The organism is Terriglobia bacterium (genome assembly GCA_020072565.1).
GTDB lineage: Bacteria > Acidobacteriota > UBA6911 > UBA6911 > UBA6911 > JAFNAG01.
Map to the genome: position 1 here is coordinate 1 of JAIQGI010000111.1, position 13,470 is coordinate 13,470.

At 54.8% G+C, this 13,470-nt stretch carries 18 protein-coding genes and 1 tRNA gene; 18 read left to right on the forward strand and 1 reads right to left on the reverse strand.

Annotation, left to right across the window (positions count from 1 at the left end; all coding sequences use genetic code 11):
* Positions 1-265 precede the first annotated feature (265 nt).
* The 17 genes from LAP85_29175 to LAP85_29255 all read left to right on the forward strand — a co-directional run bounded on the left by LAP85_29175 (position 266) and on the right by LAP85_29255 (position 11,220).
* Entirely contained in the window at positions 266-697 is a 432-nt protein-coding gene (locus LAP85_29175; GenBank protein ID MBZ5500485.1) for a helix-turn-helix domain-containing protein, read from the forward strand.
* A 121-nt stretch (positions 698-818) separates the two neighbouring features.
* Positions 819-986: a hypothetical protein gene (locus LAP85_29180; protein MBZ5500486.1), complete on the forward strand. Its 168-nt coding sequence runs from the start codon at positions 819-821 to the stop codon at positions 984-986.
* Entirely contained in the window at positions 983-2,239 is a 1,257-nt protein-coding gene (locus LAP85_29185; GenBank protein ID MBZ5500487.1) for a site-specific integrase, read from the forward strand. Before LAP85_29180 ends, LAP85_29185 begins: the two co-directional genes overlap by 4 nt.
* Positions 2,240-2,614: 375 nt before the next feature.
* On the forward strand, positions 2,615-3,151 hold the full coding sequence (locus LAP85_29190) for a hypothetical protein (GenBank protein ID MBZ5500488.1): 537 nt from the start codon (positions 2,615-2,617) through the stop codon (positions 3,149-3,151).
* A 68-nt stretch (positions 3,152-3,219) separates the two neighbouring features.
* Positions 3,220-3,387, forward strand: coding sequence for a hypothetical protein (locus tag LAP85_29195; protein MBZ5500489.1), 168 nt, complete (start codon positions 3,220-3,222; stop codon positions 3,385-3,387).
* Entirely contained in the window at positions 3,377-3,640 is a 264-nt protein-coding gene (locus LAP85_29200; protein MBZ5500490.1) for a hypothetical protein, read from the forward strand. Before LAP85_29195 ends, LAP85_29200 begins: the two co-directional genes overlap by 11 nt.
* Positions 3,637-4,641: a hypothetical protein gene (locus LAP85_29205; protein ID MBZ5500491.1), complete on the forward strand. Its 1,005-nt coding sequence runs from the start codon at positions 3,637-3,639 to the stop codon at positions 4,639-4,641. Before LAP85_29200 ends, LAP85_29205 begins: the two co-directional genes overlap by 4 nt.
* Positions 4,619-4,861 carry a hypothetical protein gene (locus LAP85_29210; protein MBZ5500492.1) on the forward strand — a complete coding sequence of 81 codons (243 nt, stop codon included), beginning with the start codon at positions 4,619-4,621 and terminating at the stop codon, positions 4,859-4,861. The genes LAP85_29205 and LAP85_29210 overlap by 23 nt, the downstream gene beginning before the upstream one ends.
* On the forward strand, positions 4,858-5,190 hold the full coding sequence (locus LAP85_29215; GenBank protein ID MBZ5500493.1) for a P27 family phage terminase small subunit: 333 nt from the start codon (positions 4,858-4,860) through the stop codon (positions 5,188-5,190). Before LAP85_29210 ends, LAP85_29215 begins: the two co-directional genes overlap by 4 nt.
* A 4-nt stretch (positions 5,191-5,194) precedes the next feature.
* Entirely contained in the window at positions 5,195-5,911 is a 717-nt protein-coding gene (locus LAP85_29220; GenBank protein ID MBZ5500494.1) for a hypothetical protein, read from the forward strand.
* A gap of 42 nt (positions 5,912-5,953) precedes the next feature.
* Positions 5,954-6,595: a hypothetical protein gene (locus tag LAP85_29225; GenBank protein MBZ5500495.1), complete on the forward strand. Its 642-nt coding sequence runs from the start codon at positions 5,954-5,956 to the stop codon at positions 6,593-6,595.
* A 147-nt stretch (positions 6,596-6,742) separates the two neighbouring features.
* Positions 6,743-7,246: a hypothetical protein gene (locus LAP85_29230; GenBank protein MBZ5500496.1), complete on the forward strand. Its 504-nt coding sequence runs from the start codon at positions 6,743-6,745 to the stop codon at positions 7,244-7,246.
* Positions 7,247-8,385: 1,139 nt separating this feature from the next.
* Positions 8,386-8,892, forward strand: coding sequence for a hypothetical protein (locus tag LAP85_29235; GenBank protein MBZ5500497.1), 507 nt, complete (start codon positions 8,386-8,388; stop codon positions 8,890-8,892).
* Between the two features lie 478 nt (positions 8,893-9,370).
* Positions 9,371-9,517 (forward strand): hypothetical protein, encoded by a 147-nt coding sequence (locus LAP85_29240; GenBank protein MBZ5500498.1) that lies wholly within the window; start codon positions 9,371-9,373, stop codon positions 9,515-9,517.
* Between the two features lie 71 nt (positions 9,518-9,588).
* The gene (locus LAP85_29245) at positions 9,589-9,861 is read left to right on the forward strand and encodes a hypothetical protein (protein MBZ5500499.1); all 273 of its coding nucleotides are present in this window, start codon (positions 9,589-9,591) and stop codon (positions 9,859-9,861) included.
* Complete coding sequence (locus LAP85_29250) at positions 9,858-10,073, forward strand: hypothetical protein (GenBank protein ID MBZ5500500.1); 216 nt, start codon at positions 9,858-9,860, stop codon at positions 10,071-10,073. Before LAP85_29245 ends, LAP85_29250 begins: the two co-directional genes overlap by 4 nt.
* Before the next feature lie 52 nt (positions 10,074-10,125).
* A complete protein-coding gene (locus tag LAP85_29255; GenBank protein ID MBZ5500501.1) occupies positions 10,126-11,220 on the forward strand; it encodes a site-specific integrase in 1,095 nt (364 codons plus the stop codon).
* Positions 11,221-11,261: 41 nt separating this feature from the next.
* On the opposite strand, the gene LAP85_29260 is transcribed toward LAP85_29255, so the two are convergent.
* Positions 11,262-11,350 (reverse strand) — tRNA-Leu (locus LAP85_29260).
* Positions 11,351-11,729: 379 nt separating this feature from the next.
* On the opposite strand from LAP85_29260, the gene LAP85_29265 reads away from it, so the two are divergent.
* On the forward strand, positions 11,730-13,133 hold the full coding sequence (locus tag LAP85_29265; protein ID MBZ5500502.1) for an alpha-L-fucosidase: 1,404 nt from the start codon (positions 11,730-11,732) through the stop codon (positions 13,131-13,133).
* The last annotated feature ends 337 nt before the right edge of the window (positions 13,134-13,470 follow it).

A 13,470-nucleotide genomic window follows, 5' to 3' on the forward strand; every position in this document is an offset into this window, starting at 1 on the left:
GGCCGGGGTCACCCCTCCTCCTCAGGGCCAATACAATAACCGATTTTTGGATGATGTCTGCGCCTTCGGCGCGGATGATGTTGAGGGTCTATCTACCGGCGTGTGATCAAAAAACTACGTTTTCAGATGATCGATGACAACGGCATCCGGGTACTTGAGGTCGTGCACAGGACACAGCGCTACATCTTTTTCATCGGTACAAACGTCAAGGCTTACCGATTCGATCTTGAAAGGTGCTGCACGGCGCACCAGGAGGAGGGTCCAGATGGAAATAGATTTTGGGTCAGAGGTGAGTGAAATGGAAGAGAAATTGACGCCAGAAACTGATTTCGTTGTCATCGACGAATTCCAAGATTGCGACTATCTGTTGCGCATAACGGTCGAGGAACTCATGGCGAGTCCACTGCGGGTTAACGAACTGCCCCTAGAAGAGCAGCGCCAGCTCCTACTTCAGCTTCCTGCACTGGTGATCGCGTTGGCGGCGACCTCGGCACTGGTACCCATGGAAACGGCCAAACCCGCGAAACAGGAGCCGGACACCCTCCTGACAGCAGAGGAAGCTGCTGTGATATTAAATGTCGCACCTTCCTGGCTCTACAGTCATGCAAAACGGCTGCCATTCGCCAAGAAACTAAGCCACAAGAGGCTGCGATTTTCCCGGCTTGGAATTGAAAAATGGCTGGCCGCTAAAAGGTGAATAAAAGGTGAATATTTCCCTTTGTGCCGTCTAGACGTCAGGTTATAATAAGCTTATGCATAAGTTGCATGGCGAGAATGGTTTAGCGGAAAGAAAAGGAGCTAAAACAAGGAGCAAAACCATGAGTGAAAAATCGTACAAAAAGACGACCCTGCGCCTGGACGCGCGAGTGCTTTGGGGAGCACGGCAGCGGGCGTTGGATGAGCGGGTCACGTTAAGGCAGTTAACCGAGAAAGCGCTCCTGGCGTACTTGAAAACCACGAAGGCGACCAAGGAGGCGCGTGCGTGATGGGAAATAACGGGAAGGTAAAAATGCCAAACCTGCACGGAAAAACCATCTGGCTTGAAGGTCTCGGTGGATTTTTCCACGACACCTTCCGGAACAAAGCCGGAGAGCTTTGCTACAGCAAAAAGTGGAAGCTGCGCGAATGCCACAGCGGTAAGAAGAACGTGATTGCGTTGCGCACCAATGACTGGAAAATGGCCGTAAAAAAGGCTCGCGAAATCACCGCCAAAATTGTCAAGGGTGAGCCTGTTGGTGTTGATGCTACCCGAATCAAGATCAAGCATCTGTTCAACCTGGTCTTCGAAGATTACGATGCCAGGCACCTGTGCAGCAAGGATAAAGTTGAAGATGGAATCAACCATCTGCTTACGCACTTTGATCCGGATACCAGTGCGACTTATATCACCTATGCCAGCCTGGATGAATATCTCCAGAAGCGCAGGAAAGAAGGGGCTGCGGATTCGACTATTAAAGGTGAGCTGGCTGCACTCAGACGCGGGTACACATTGGGCCAGAAGGGATTCAAATTGGAAATCCGTGGCATCAAATGTGATGTCGCGTTAACCAGCCACCCAGTTTTTCCGACCATCAAGCTGGATAATGCCAGAGAAGGTTTTTTTGAGCTTGATGAATTTGAAGCTGTGCAGAAGCACCTTCCAGAACTGGTCAGGCCGGTGATTGTGTGTGGCTTCTACACTGGATGGCGATTTAAGGAAATTCTAAAACTGGAATGGTGTCGGGTAAATCAGCAGACTGGAACGATGTGGCTTGAAGGCAGCATGACCAAGAATGGCAAACCGCGCTCGTTTCCCTATGGTCTGCTGCCACCATTGAAGGAGATGTTTGAAAAACAGCGTGCCTATACGGATGCTGTGGGAAAGCTGACAGGCCAGAAAATTCAATGGGTCTTCCATCGCGCCGGGAAGCCCATCAAGAGCATTAAGGGAGCATGGAAAAAGGCAGTGAATGCGGCAGGCGTGCCGCAACGCATCTTCCACGACTTCCGCAGAACGGCAGCAACCAATTTAGTGCTGGCAGGCGTTCCACGGCAACTAGCAAAGAGGCTAACCAGCCACCTGACGGACGCAGTCTTTGACCGTTACTTTCAACCCAAGCAAAAGCAGCTGGAAGAAAGCGTTGAGAGGCTGGCCGCTTTCTACCAGGAGCAGCAGCCGCCAACGCCCATTCCAGAAGAGAAAAAGGTAGCTGTTGGTGGTGCTGGAAACGTCCTGGCTTTCTCGGGCAGAAAGAAGTGAGATGGAACGTGTTTGGGACGTGTCAACCAATTTTGGTGAAAAATGAGAGAAGGGCGGATGGCGCTAAACTATAGAAAGCATGGTGCCGAGGGCGGGAATCGAACCCGCACGCCCCTTGCGAGGCCCAGGATTTTAAGTCCTAGTACCAAAACCCCTAAACTTTGTAAATACGTGATTTCTCAATCTGTTGAGAGATTCAGCATTTCCAGTATTGTGCGGTTTCGTCTGGTATTTTGGCCTATGGCATTCAAAGACATATTCAAAGTCACGGGCTAACATGATCTTGCCCGGATAGGCTACGCGAGCCGAAAAGACGGTGACTTCCGCGCCGTCCTGCCGGGCAACCACAAAGCGGATTCCACACGGAAGGTGGATATGAGCAAGATCGATCTCCTCATACGTCGTATCAAAAACCTCGCGGGCAGCAAACAGGACCTGTCGGATTCAGCAATCAAGGCAGTGGTGCGGAATGCTGCGTTTTTCCTGGACTTACTTGAGGGCCGGAAACCCGACCCCTTTCCAGAGTTACCGCTCGACGCTCGTATTTCCTATTATCTCGGCAAGCAGGAGCGCGGGATTATTGATCGTTTCACCGATGAGGAACGAAAAGCGATTGTATGGGACCGCATCACCACGGCGCGCGTCATCAGCGATGCGATCCGGAGCATTTTGGACGAGGCGCCAAAGGTGAAATCCTACAAGACTACTCTGGGGCGCAACCTCGACAGGTACAGAAACGAATGCGGCTGGAGTTATGACGACCTGGAGCATTGGACAGATATAAGCAAGAAACTCATACTGGGGCACATCAACAAAGGGGCAAACGCACACCCCAAGACTCTCAAAAAATATGCTGATGCTTTCACCAAACAGTTGCGCCGACCTGTCACGGTGGCCGACTTGCTGGAATAAAAACACCACCGAAACACCACCGGTTTACCACTGACTTTCCGCAGAGACGCGCCTTATTCTCTTGGCGTATGAAATTTAGATCCTGCAATCCCGACGTAGTTAAGGAACGCATCATCCGTCTTAAATCCGAGTTGCGCGTGCTTCAGGTCGAGCTGCGCCTGGCTGAGGCAGAGGCGCGCGACCGCGAGAAGTATTTCCCGCGGGAACGCAAGGAGGGGCAGGCTGATGCGAGATAACGGTCACCCGACTTTCGCTTGCTGGCCTCGCCTGCTGGACTTGCACCTCACAGAGGCCTACAGCAGCATCTCAGCAAGCACCTGGAGAGACTACATTCAGGACGGCATCATAACGGCCGTTGCCATGCCCGGGAGCACAATCCGCAAGGGCAACCAGGTGGTGGTGCGCGCCAGGGATCATCGCATCGGCAAGGTCCTGCTGGATCGGCGCGATATTGACCTTTTGATTTCCCGGGTGAAGGGGGAGCAATGACCGCGAACAAGCAGATACCCGGCGGATATCTTGCCTTCCCGCATCGGATCATTAAGAGAGCCAATCAGCTTAAACTCTCAGGATCTCAACGCAGGGCCTTGGACTGTTCGGTCTATCAACAGATCGGGAATGAAAAAAACTACCTCAAAGGCAGTTTCCAGGGCGGATTGGCCATGTTCGCGAAGCATGGAAATATGACCAAAGCGGAGGCATCACGGGCGGTGGATGTTCTTATCAACACCGGATTGCTCATCAAAATTAGACCTGAAAACGGAAGACAACCGGCAGAATACAAGCTCAACCTTGACGGTTGCGAAAATGCAACGGTTGTAAATTTACAACCGTCAGATAAGGCAAAACCAGGCTCACGGTTGCGTAAAAGCAACCATAACGGTTGCGAAAATGCAACGGTTGTAAATTTACAACCGTCAGATAAGGCAAAACCAGGCTCACGGTTGCGTAAAAGCAACCATAACGGTTGCGAAAATGCAACGGTACGGTTGCAAAAACACAACCTTGACGGTTGCGAAAATGCAACCCTATATAACCATTCTTATAACATTACTGGTTCTAAGCATCTTCCTTCTGATAACAACCCCCCTTCCCCCCTTGTGAAGGGGGAACAGCAATTGCAAAAAACGCAATTGCTGCCGCCACCTGTTCAAAGCGTTTCAGAAAAGCAAAAAGAAAAAGCGGCAAGCCAGCGGGAAGATCCTCGCTTGGAAAATCTTAAGTTCATGTTCGAGATTTTTCACGACGTTTTCCGGCAGAGAGTTTCCGTGGCCGACTTTGCTAAGGGGCAGCAGGCTCAGGTTGAGGGCATATTCGAACGCAAACAAGGAAGGCAGTTAACGGCCATGTTAAACGATTTCGCGTCCTGCTGCAGTGCTGTTAGGTCCAATGGCGGACTGCCGCCAGGTAAAACACCAGCAGAGGCTTTCCTATATTTGCTCAGGAGCCGGAAGGAGATCGGTAGAAATGGTTCAAGGCAGTCTGTTTGAGGATGGCCATTCAGAGCATAAGCACGATCGTCTGTTGCGCCGGCGCACCAAGCTGGAGGACTACAACGGCAAGGTCGCGCGGGTGTTGCGCCTATATCAGCCGAGCAACTGTAAAGTGTTGAGCGGGCAGTGGATACGGGGCGGCATCAAATCGCTGCAACGTCATGCTGTAGACCGGGTGCGCCCCTTCCTGCGCAACAAATTGAGTAATTTCAAATGAAAAATGCCGTGAAACCACCCAAAAACCAATCGAAAAAGGCGCGAATCCTGTGGCGTGAGCTGCAGGCGGAATATCAGATTGAGGATGCGGCCGGCCTGGACCTGCTGGCCGATTATTGCCAGTTTTTTGACCGGCGCGAACAGGCACGGGTACTTATTCGGCAAAACGGTCCAACGGTTCTAGATAGGTTTCAGCAGATCCAAGTAAACCCGGCGTGTCGTGTCGAGAGGGATAGCAGCGCGGCAATGATAAAGATTTTGCGCCAATTAAATTTGGACGTTGAGCCGACAAGAGACCGACCCGGCCGACCTCCAGGGACAGGGAGATGAACTCATGCCAACAAAACGACTGCGTGCAAGTCGAAATTTTGTTCCAGAAATCAGCGCCGAAGAATTGTATTTTGTGAGCGATGCCCTGTTCGGAAGGGAAGCCGAAAAACGCAGCCTCAAACTTTTCGTGCTTCAGGGTGACGACAAAGCTGTTTGCGCCCTGTGGACGGCACACCGTGAAGCGATCCTAGCCGCATGGGTCGAAGCACACCCTGGCACGCGGCCGTCGTGGTGGTGGCGTTTTGACGCGCCGCGCATTTCGGATGAAAGCATAAGCCAGCTCGGGCGCCGCGCCAGTGTCGTGCAATTACATAGCGGGGATTTTTGCGAACCTCGCAAGCGCCTGGGCGGAATCGGTGACCCGCGGCATGAAGTTCTCAACTACTGGCCGAGTTTTCCGCTTGGAATTCCCGACAACTGGACAAGCCAGGATGACGTTGACATGTATAACGGCCGACAGAAAACCATCCATGGCGAGCCGATTACCTGCAATGGCAAATGGTTCGAGGGCAATTTCGAGGGCCTGCCCCCGGACCCGAATGACCCGCCGAAGTTCGAAAGCCAGGCGGCATATTTGAAACGGCACGGCCTGCTTGAGCCCGGCGAAGAGCGGCGCCTGAATCCAGCAGACTTTGAACCGGAAATTATCACCGTTGAAACCGAAGAGGAAGAAAGCGTAGCCGAGTCGTGGCCGGCCGAAAGGACGAACACAATTCACTAACACCATTTCAGCCGGGGTGGATGCCCCGACAAAGGAGTATACATGCAGAGCAAGAAGGAAATCGAAAACGCGAAACACGAACACGAAAGCCAATTAGCCTTCGATGCCTTGCAGGCGCACGAAAAGACCTATCCCGCAATGATGCGCGAATTCGACAAGCTCGACGCCGAATGCATTAAATTGGCGCGGGAATTGGCTGCGCTCCAGCTTGCGGAGTCTCCGCGTGCGGAAGCATTGCATGGTGAACTGCGCCTTGCGAGGATGATACGCGACGGTTTTAGGTACCGATGGAATCGGACGCGCGATGAATTGACGGCGAATTTGGAAAGAGTCAATGAACAAGAACTGCAGCCTTTTCGCAGTTGGATATTGACGCAGGCGAGATTACTGACGAACAAAATTGAAACCAAACATCCACGTGTTTACATCGATGCTGAAGGATTACGTCGGCAGATAAAGGGTGAGACCAATGCCCCTGCGGTCAAATTCGTGCGCGATTCGTTGTTTGCGGGCGCGAAGCCAAGATCGCTTGGTGTACAAGCGCATTTGAACGGAGACTACACATGGTTTGCGAAATTTCGAGATTCAAAGATAAAGATGGGCGCCACATGGTGCGCGACAAAACCGGCGTCATTCGCCTGCGTTGCGCTGCGTGCAACGGTTCGACGTGTTGCGGCCGAGTAGATAGCGGGCCGCGTCTCGGGGATAGTGAATATCAGTGTATGTTGGACAGTATTGCCCGATTCGGCGCCCGCGCGTTTTATGAGGAAAACTACAGCTAACCCGAGAGTATATCGCACCCGCGCGGATCGCGGGTGGAAAGAGGCAAACATGGAGTTAAAGGACGCAGGGAATTTAGGACGCACCTTTCTTGCGAATCATGGGCTATTGGATTGCAACCTCGTATTTTTCAATCTACCCCAGCCACAAGGGTTCGCCTGTCGCAACACCATTGGTCTCAGCATGGATTACGTGCTAATGAATGATTGGAACGCAATTGCTGATACGTTACTGCACGAAATCGGTCACGTTTTGGCGCCGGATGACCATGAGCACGGTTTTGCGTGGCAGGCTGAGTGCAAAAGAATCGATGCGTTGCACGAAAAAACCCTCGATAGGGGCTTTATACACCTGTCCGACCTATTCCAAAAGGATTTTGCACTGAATGCGGCCGGTGATCGCTACCTTAATAAAATCAGGGATGTTGTCAACCAGCGGGCCAGCTGGGGCGTTAAGGGCGATGTTGATTTCACTACGTTCGCGCACCCGCCTGCGGTGTCAGACAAATTTCTTTACTACGATGACTATACATACGGACTTCGGCAGACATTTTGACTTGCACCCCCGACCGTCGCGGGCCTCCGGGGAGGATAACGACGGGGAAAGCGCGGCATTCGACGCTGGATCGAGCTGGGCGGCCTGCCCACCAAAGGCTGACGTGGAGGCCAGCTGCGCGCGCAACCGGCCTCCGCTGAATCCTTATATCGAGGTTTTGCCAAAAGAATTTTCTGATACCAAATTAGCAAAACCCGGCAAAATATCAAGGTTTTAGTAAAATGGTTTTGCGATACCAAATTACGAAAATCCGGCAAAATGGCCGTCGTTTAAGGTTCGCCAACATTGGCAAACCTTTTCGCCCGTGCGGGCGTGGAGCAACAGGCTTACTCAATTAGTTGAGCAAGGCTATCGCAAGCACAGCGATGCGACGAAAGAACGATTACGGGCAGAGGATGGTACGCTATTATCCAATGCGGGAACCCATGGTTCCCGCATAAGTAAACATCCTGAGCAAGAAGCCAAGGCGAAGGCCAGCGGAACGAACCGGATTATCCAGTGCGCACACTACGGGTGTGCGCACAAGTCTGCCAATTTGCCCGCGCGCGCGTGGAGCAGATGGGTCGTGGTTCCTTGTGGGAACCACGAGTACCCTCTCGCCCGCGCGCGCGTGGAGCAGATAGGTTACGATTAGTCGTATCCTGATTTTTTATCCTCTCGCCCGCGCGCGCGTGGAGCAGATTGGCCAGGTTAATACTTGTATTGACCTGTTCTCCTCTCGCCCGCGCGCACGTGGAGAGAAAAGCTATCTGCGCCAAAGGCGCAGATGCGTCCGCAACCCCTTGATGCCCCTCAAGATGACAATCGAAATCGGTTACTCAATTAATTGAGCAACCGGTTTCCTTTCGCGCGCACGCGCGAGGAGCAATCGAATTGTTCCGACGTCGGAACAATCTATCCTGGGTTTCCTTTCGCGCGCACGCGCGAGGAGCAATTAGGGTCGGTGCCGTCCCTATTTTGTGGCGGCCGGTACCCTCTCGCCCGCGCGCGCGTGGAGCAACGTTTAAGCGCCTAAACAATCTAACTTGGACCCATGTTTCCTTTCGCCCGGGTGCGCGAGGAACACCAAGATAGGCTGTTACGACGTCGTAACAACTCATGTTTCCTTTCGCCCGCGCGCACGAGGAGCACCCGATCAGGTGATAACCACTTATCACCTGCCCGCCCGCGTCACCGGGAAGGACAAGAAGCACGCGATCCTGCTGGCGATCAAGAATTGGCCGGACAAGAGCGCACCTATGATTGCCGAACAAATCGGATGTTCAGAAAAGTGGGTTCGTGCGAATAAGGATGAGGTTCGTACTACTACGAACCTGCCCGGGCGCGTCACCGGCAAGGCGGCGAAGGAAAGACAGGCTCAAGCCGGTCCTTCTCAAGGAAAAGGAAAGAAGGGGAGCGGTTGTGGAAATTTACCACAAGCGGTCAAAGCTAGATCGCGCGACGTCGTGGCCAAGGCGGATGCCAAGAAACGGCAGAGCGAAGCCGGAGCAAGAGGGAAAGAAGGTGGCAGAGGCAAGAAAAAACCCCTTAGCCAATTAATTGGCCAGGGGTTATCGGATCAGCACGCGAATGAAACAACCGCGATCCGGGCCGCCGAAGCGGGCAAGCCGGAGGCCGTGGGAAAAAGAAAAACCTTAGCCAACTAATTGGCCAAGGTTTACCGGACTCGCAAGTCAAGGAACGGCAAAAAGAGGGTGCGAAAGCTGGAGGAAAGACAGCCGGAAGGGGAAGGCCGAAAACTGATAGGCTTAGTCAACAAATTGACCAAGGCTATTTCTGTACCGAATGCGCCGATTATATCGTCGCTCCTGTTCCTATTTGGCACTGTCCACGATGTGGTCATCATGTCAAGGACCTTTCAGGAGTCGAAATCGGTTACTCAATTAATTGAGCAACCGATGCCAGATCGCAACGAGCGCAGCACGACCGCGATCCGGGCTGCCGAAGCTGGCACCAACCGAGTGTACTGCACCCCGAGTACACCCGAGTACACATGCGTCGAAGCCGCTGCTGGCGCGGGTTTGCGGGGGTAGTGTGGTATGGACCCGACCGAGATCGGGGCTTCTGGGCCGCTATAGACGATTTCGCTTGACACCTAAGTACCTATGAACTCATACTACCATCATGAGCAGATTAAACCTTCACATTCCAGACGAACTCCGCGCGCGCTTCAAGGCGGTCTGCGCTCTCGAACTCAAGGATATGAGCGAAGTCGTCCGCAAGCTGATCGAGGAGTACGTCCAAAAAGCAGAAAAGAAACAGAAGAAGTAAACCCGCAGAGAGCGGGCCTGCTCAGTGCTTCCACACTGAACAAGCCCTAACCCTGCACATGGAGATAAGCCATGAGCAAAGCTAGACCCAGTTTACACAAAGTCGCACCCGCAGCAGAAGCAAAACCGCAGCAGACCCCGTTTGTAATCGACGTCCACATCGAAGCCGAATGGCTCGAAAAGATCGGTCATCGGCTGGAAATCCTGGGCGACCTCATGTATGAGGAACAGGGAGAACTCGGCACCTCCGACCTGAGCGTCGGCATTGAATCCCTGGTTTCGTACTTCAGCCATGAGATTCTGCGTTACGCCGAATTTCTCAAGCAGAAGGGCGGCACGACATGAGCAAACCCAAACGGAAGGCGAAAGGTAAATCCGCTCCGAAATCAAGGATGCTCGCCGTTCTCGCCCTTGATGCAGCTATCCAACGTGTCAGGGCGCTCGCAAAGCAATGCGCGAGTATGACCGACGAATTGAACGGCCTGAATGGCTTTCTCGGCAACATGATATGTGGCGGCCAAGGGAACATTGTCGGCTGGACCGACGAAAAAGAGTAAACGAAAGACATTCCGGGGCTCTGGCGCCGGCTGGAGCCCCTGGAGGGCCTTTATGGGCTCAGTCTACCGACCGAAATACAAAGACCGCCACGGACAGGAGCGCACAAGCTCCCTGTGGTGGATCGCCTATTACCAGAACGGGCGCCTTATCAGGGAATCGACCGAGACGGCCGATTATGACGCGGCGAAGGATATCCTGAAAACCCGCGAGGGCGACGTTGCCAAGGGTCTGCCCGTTCTGCCCAAACATGGCCGGGTGCTGTTCAGCGAACTTACCGCCGATGTGATCCTGGACTATGAGATCAACGATAAGAAGTCGCTGGCCGACCTCAAGCGGCGCATCAAGCTCCACCTGGCGCCGGTATTCGGGGAGAGACGCGCGGCCACGATCAAGACATCCGAGATCAGGGAATATATCGGCGCAAGGCGCAACGAAGGCGCCAAGAATGCCACGATCAACAGAGAATTGGCAATAATCAAACGCGCCTTCTCCCTGGCAGTGAATGAGGGCAGGTTGCTATTTCGTCCGAAGGTGCCGATGCTGCAGGAGGATAACGTACGGAAGGGCTTTTTCGAGCGGAAGGCTTTCGATTCGCTCCTGAAGCATCTGAATGACGACCTGAAACCGATCTTCCAGTTCGCCTTTTTGACCGGATGGCGCGTTGCCAGCGAGATATTACCGCTGCAATGGCAGCAAGTCGATTTCGAGGCCGCTACCGTGAGGCTTGAGCCCGGCACTACCAAGAGCGGCGCGGGGCGTACCTTTCCTCTAACCAGCGAACTTCGTGACCTCCTGGAGGGCCAGAGCGCAAAGAACGCGGCATTAAGACAGCGGGGCATCATTTGCCCGTGGGTATTCAACCGCAGGGGCCGCAGGATCAAAAGCGTCAAGACCGCATGGAACAAAGCACGCACGGCGGCGGGCCTGCCCGGGCGCATACAGCACGACTTCCGGCGCACCGCGATCCGAAACCTGATCCGCGCCGGCGTGAGCGAAAAGGTTGCCATGCAGATATGCGGCCACAAGACCCGATCCGTGTTCGACCGTTACAACATCGTCGACGAGCGCGACTACCACGACGCAGCCCGGATGCTCGACGAGGCGGGGCCTCATTCAAAGACACATTCAAAGTCAGGCAGTTTCTAGGGGTGAAACGTGAAAGGCAAATCCTGCAAGTCCTTTGTTGTTGGTGCCGAGGGCGGGAATCGAACCCGCACGCCCCTTGCGAGGCCCAGGATTTTAAGTCCTGTGCGTCTGCCAGTTTCGCCACCCCGGCTTCCGGGCATCCATAAGGTTGCAGATATCGTCACAAAGATACACTGAAAAATCACGGGGTTGTCTCTTTTTTGCGGCGTTCAATATTGAACTCAGGGCAGTCCTTGCAAACGTCCTCCGGCAGCGGATCGATGCGCATGCCGCGATTTCGAGGCTGGCGAGAACTTCGGCGGGCTGGAGATGATCGCGGCGGCAGGCAAGAGATGGCACCTCGAAGTGGAGCGCGTCGGCTGAAGCCGGAGTGCGCGCGGGCATCTCCGCTCCTTGGTGCGGCGCGGTCGACGACTTTGCCGGGCTCTCGATCTGCTCAAGTGTGCTATTCTTGGCGCAAAATCGCCTCACTGCAATGCGTATCGACTATGGAGGTCTCTATGGTCACCATGCTGCGACGACTCGGCCGCTATTTCGTATTCATCGTCATTGTTCTGGTGCTGATAATTTACGCCGGGATTCTTTGCCCGCGGACCACCCATGAGCAGGGCGCCGCTCCGGAAACTCCGGAAAGAGCCGCGCGCATGCGCTGGTTCCGCGAAGCCAAGTTCGGGCTTTTCATTCACTGGGGGCTCTACGCCATTCCGGCGGGCGAGTGGAAGGGGCAGCCCATTGCGGGCATCGGCGAATGGATCATGAACCGGGCCAAGATCCCCGTGAAGGAGTATGAGCAGCTCGCAGCGCAGTTTAATCCGGTCAAATTCAACGCCGAGGAGTGGGTGCGGATGGCCGTCGATGCCGGGATGAAATATATTGTCATCACCAGCAAGCACCACGACGGCTTCGCCATGTACGGATCCAAGGCCAGCCCTTACAACATCGTGGATGCGACCCCATTCAAGCGCGACCCGCTCAAGGAACTGGCCGCAGCGTGCGCCCGCCACAAGATCCGCCTCGGGTTCTATTATTCGCAGGCGCAGGACTGGCACGAGCCCAACGGCGCCGGCAACACATGGGATTTCGGGCCGGACGAGAAAAAGGACTTCGACCAGTACCTGCGCGCCAAAGCCGAATTGCAAGTGCGCGAACTGCTGACCAATTACGGGCCGGTCTGCCTGATCTGGTTCGACACCCCCCGGATGATGACGGCGGAACGCTCCCAGCGATTCATCGATTTGCTCCGCCAGCTCCAGCCGGCCTGCCTGATCGACGGACGCCTGGGCTCGGCCGGGGATTACCGTTCGATGGGAGATAACAGCATCCCCACCTCTGTTCTGAAGGAAGATTGGGAGGTGCCGGCGACCCTGAATCACACCTGGGGCTTCAAGAAGGACGACACCGACTGGAAGCCGCCCTCGGAACTGGTCTTCAAGCTGGTCGACATCGTGAGCAAAGGAGGGAACTACCTGCTCAACGTGGGACCGACCGCGGAGGGGATCATTCCCCAGGCCAGCCAGGACAACCTGCGGGCCGTGGGCCGGTGGCTCAAGGTGAACGGCGAGGCGATCTACGGCGCCGGCGCGACACCCTTCGGCGCCGAGCTGGGCGCCTTGAGCGACACCGAGCAGGACAAAAAGGGCAAGCCGGTCTTCAAGGCGCGCGAGGATTGGCGCTGCACGACCAAGCCGGGCAAGCTCTTCATCCACTTCTTCAAGTGGCCGGGCGAGACGTTTGAGCTGGCCGGGATCAAGGACGAGGTCGCGCGCGCCTATCTGCTGGCGGATCCGGGGCACAAGCGCCTGACGGTAAAGAAAAACGGCGACACCCTGACCGTCAGCCTGCCCGCGAAGGCGCCCGCAGAATACGATTCGGTGCTTTGCCTGGAGATGAAAACCGGCGGGGCTGCTCGCTGATGCCCGGTGGCTGCGTGGGGTTAGTTGTGCAGCCCTGGCAGGCTCAGAGGTTACGGCGAGCAATTGATAGTCACAAGACTCGCTGGGGCGATCGCAATTCCCTTTGGCCAGAATTGCCATGGGATGGAGTGCCGCGCCTTCGGCGCTCAATTGGGTGCGGCGCCTATTCCCGGCCTTACGGCCGGGCCTATTTACTGTCGGCCCTTATAGTTGGTCTGCACCCGATTTTGGGTGCAGAGCATTCCCCAGCATTGTCCAGAGCCGGGAGTGCAATTTTTCGAGATGGTTCCTTGTTCCGTTGTTGAAGGGCGGACCGACCACGATTATGCTCAAACGA

What these genes read in the sequence shown, in the direction of transcription:
- LAP85_29175 (MBZ5500485.1), top strand. Translation starts at nt 266, where the DNA reads ATGGAAATAGATTTTGGGTCAGAGGTGAGTGAAATGGAAGAGAAATTG.
- LAP85_29180 (MBZ5500486.1), top strand. Translation starts at nt 819, where the DNA reads ATGAGTGAAAAATCGTACAAAAAGACGACCCTGCGCCTGGACGCGCGA.
- LAP85_29190 (MBZ5500488.1), top strand. Translation starts at nt 2,615, where the DNA reads ATGAGCAAGATCGATCTCCTCATACGTCGTATCAAAAACCTCGCGGGC.
- LAP85_29195 (MBZ5500489.1), top strand. Translation starts at nt 3,220, where the DNA reads ATGAAATTTAGATCCTGCAATCCCGACGTAGTTAAGGAACGCATCATC.
- LAP85_29200 (MBZ5500490.1), top strand. Translation starts at nt 3,377, where the DNA reads ATGCGAGATAACGGTCACCCGACTTTCGCTTGCTGGCCTCGCCTGCTG.
- LAP85_29205 (MBZ5500491.1), top strand. Translation starts at nt 3,637, where the DNA reads ATGACCGCGAACAAGCAGATACCCGGCGGATATCTTGCCTTCCCGCAT.
- LAP85_29210 (MBZ5500492.1), top strand. Translation starts at nt 4,619, where the DNA reads ATGGTTCAAGGCAGTCTGTTTGAGGATGGCCATTCAGAGCATAAGCAC.
- LAP85_29215 (MBZ5500493.1), top strand. Translation starts at nt 4,858, where the DNA reads ATGAAAAATGCCGTGAAACCACCCAAAAACCAATCGAAAAAGGCGCGA.
- LAP85_29220 (MBZ5500494.1), top strand. Translation starts at nt 5,195, where the DNA reads ATGCCAACAAAACGACTGCGTGCAAGTCGAAATTTTGTTCCAGAAATC.
- LAP85_29225 (MBZ5500495.1), top strand. Translation starts at nt 5,954, where the DNA reads ATGCAGAGCAAGAAGGAAATCGAAAACGCGAAACACGAACACGAAAGC.
- LAP85_29230 (MBZ5500496.1), top strand. Translation starts at nt 6,743, where the DNA reads ATGGAGTTAAAGGACGCAGGGAATTTAGGACGCACCTTTCTTGCGAAT.
- LAP85_29240 (MBZ5500498.1), top strand. Translation starts at nt 9,371, where the DNA reads ATGAGCAGATTAAACCTTCACATTCCAGACGAACTCCGCGCGCGCTTC.
- LAP85_29245 (MBZ5500499.1), top strand. Translation starts at nt 9,589, where the DNA reads ATGAGCAAAGCTAGACCCAGTTTACACAAAGTCGCACCCGCAGCAGAA.
- LAP85_29250 (MBZ5500500.1), top strand. Translation starts at nt 9,858, where the DNA reads ATGAGCAAACCCAAACGGAAGGCGAAAGGTAAATCCGCTCCGAAATCA.
- LAP85_29255 (MBZ5500501.1), top strand. Translation starts at nt 10,126, where the DNA reads ATGGGCTCAGTCTACCGACCGAAATACAAAGACCGCCACGGACAGGAG.
- LAP85_29265 (MBZ5500502.1), top strand. Translation starts at nt 11,730, where the DNA reads ATGCTGCGACGACTCGGCCGCTATTTCGTATTCATCGTCATTGTTCTG.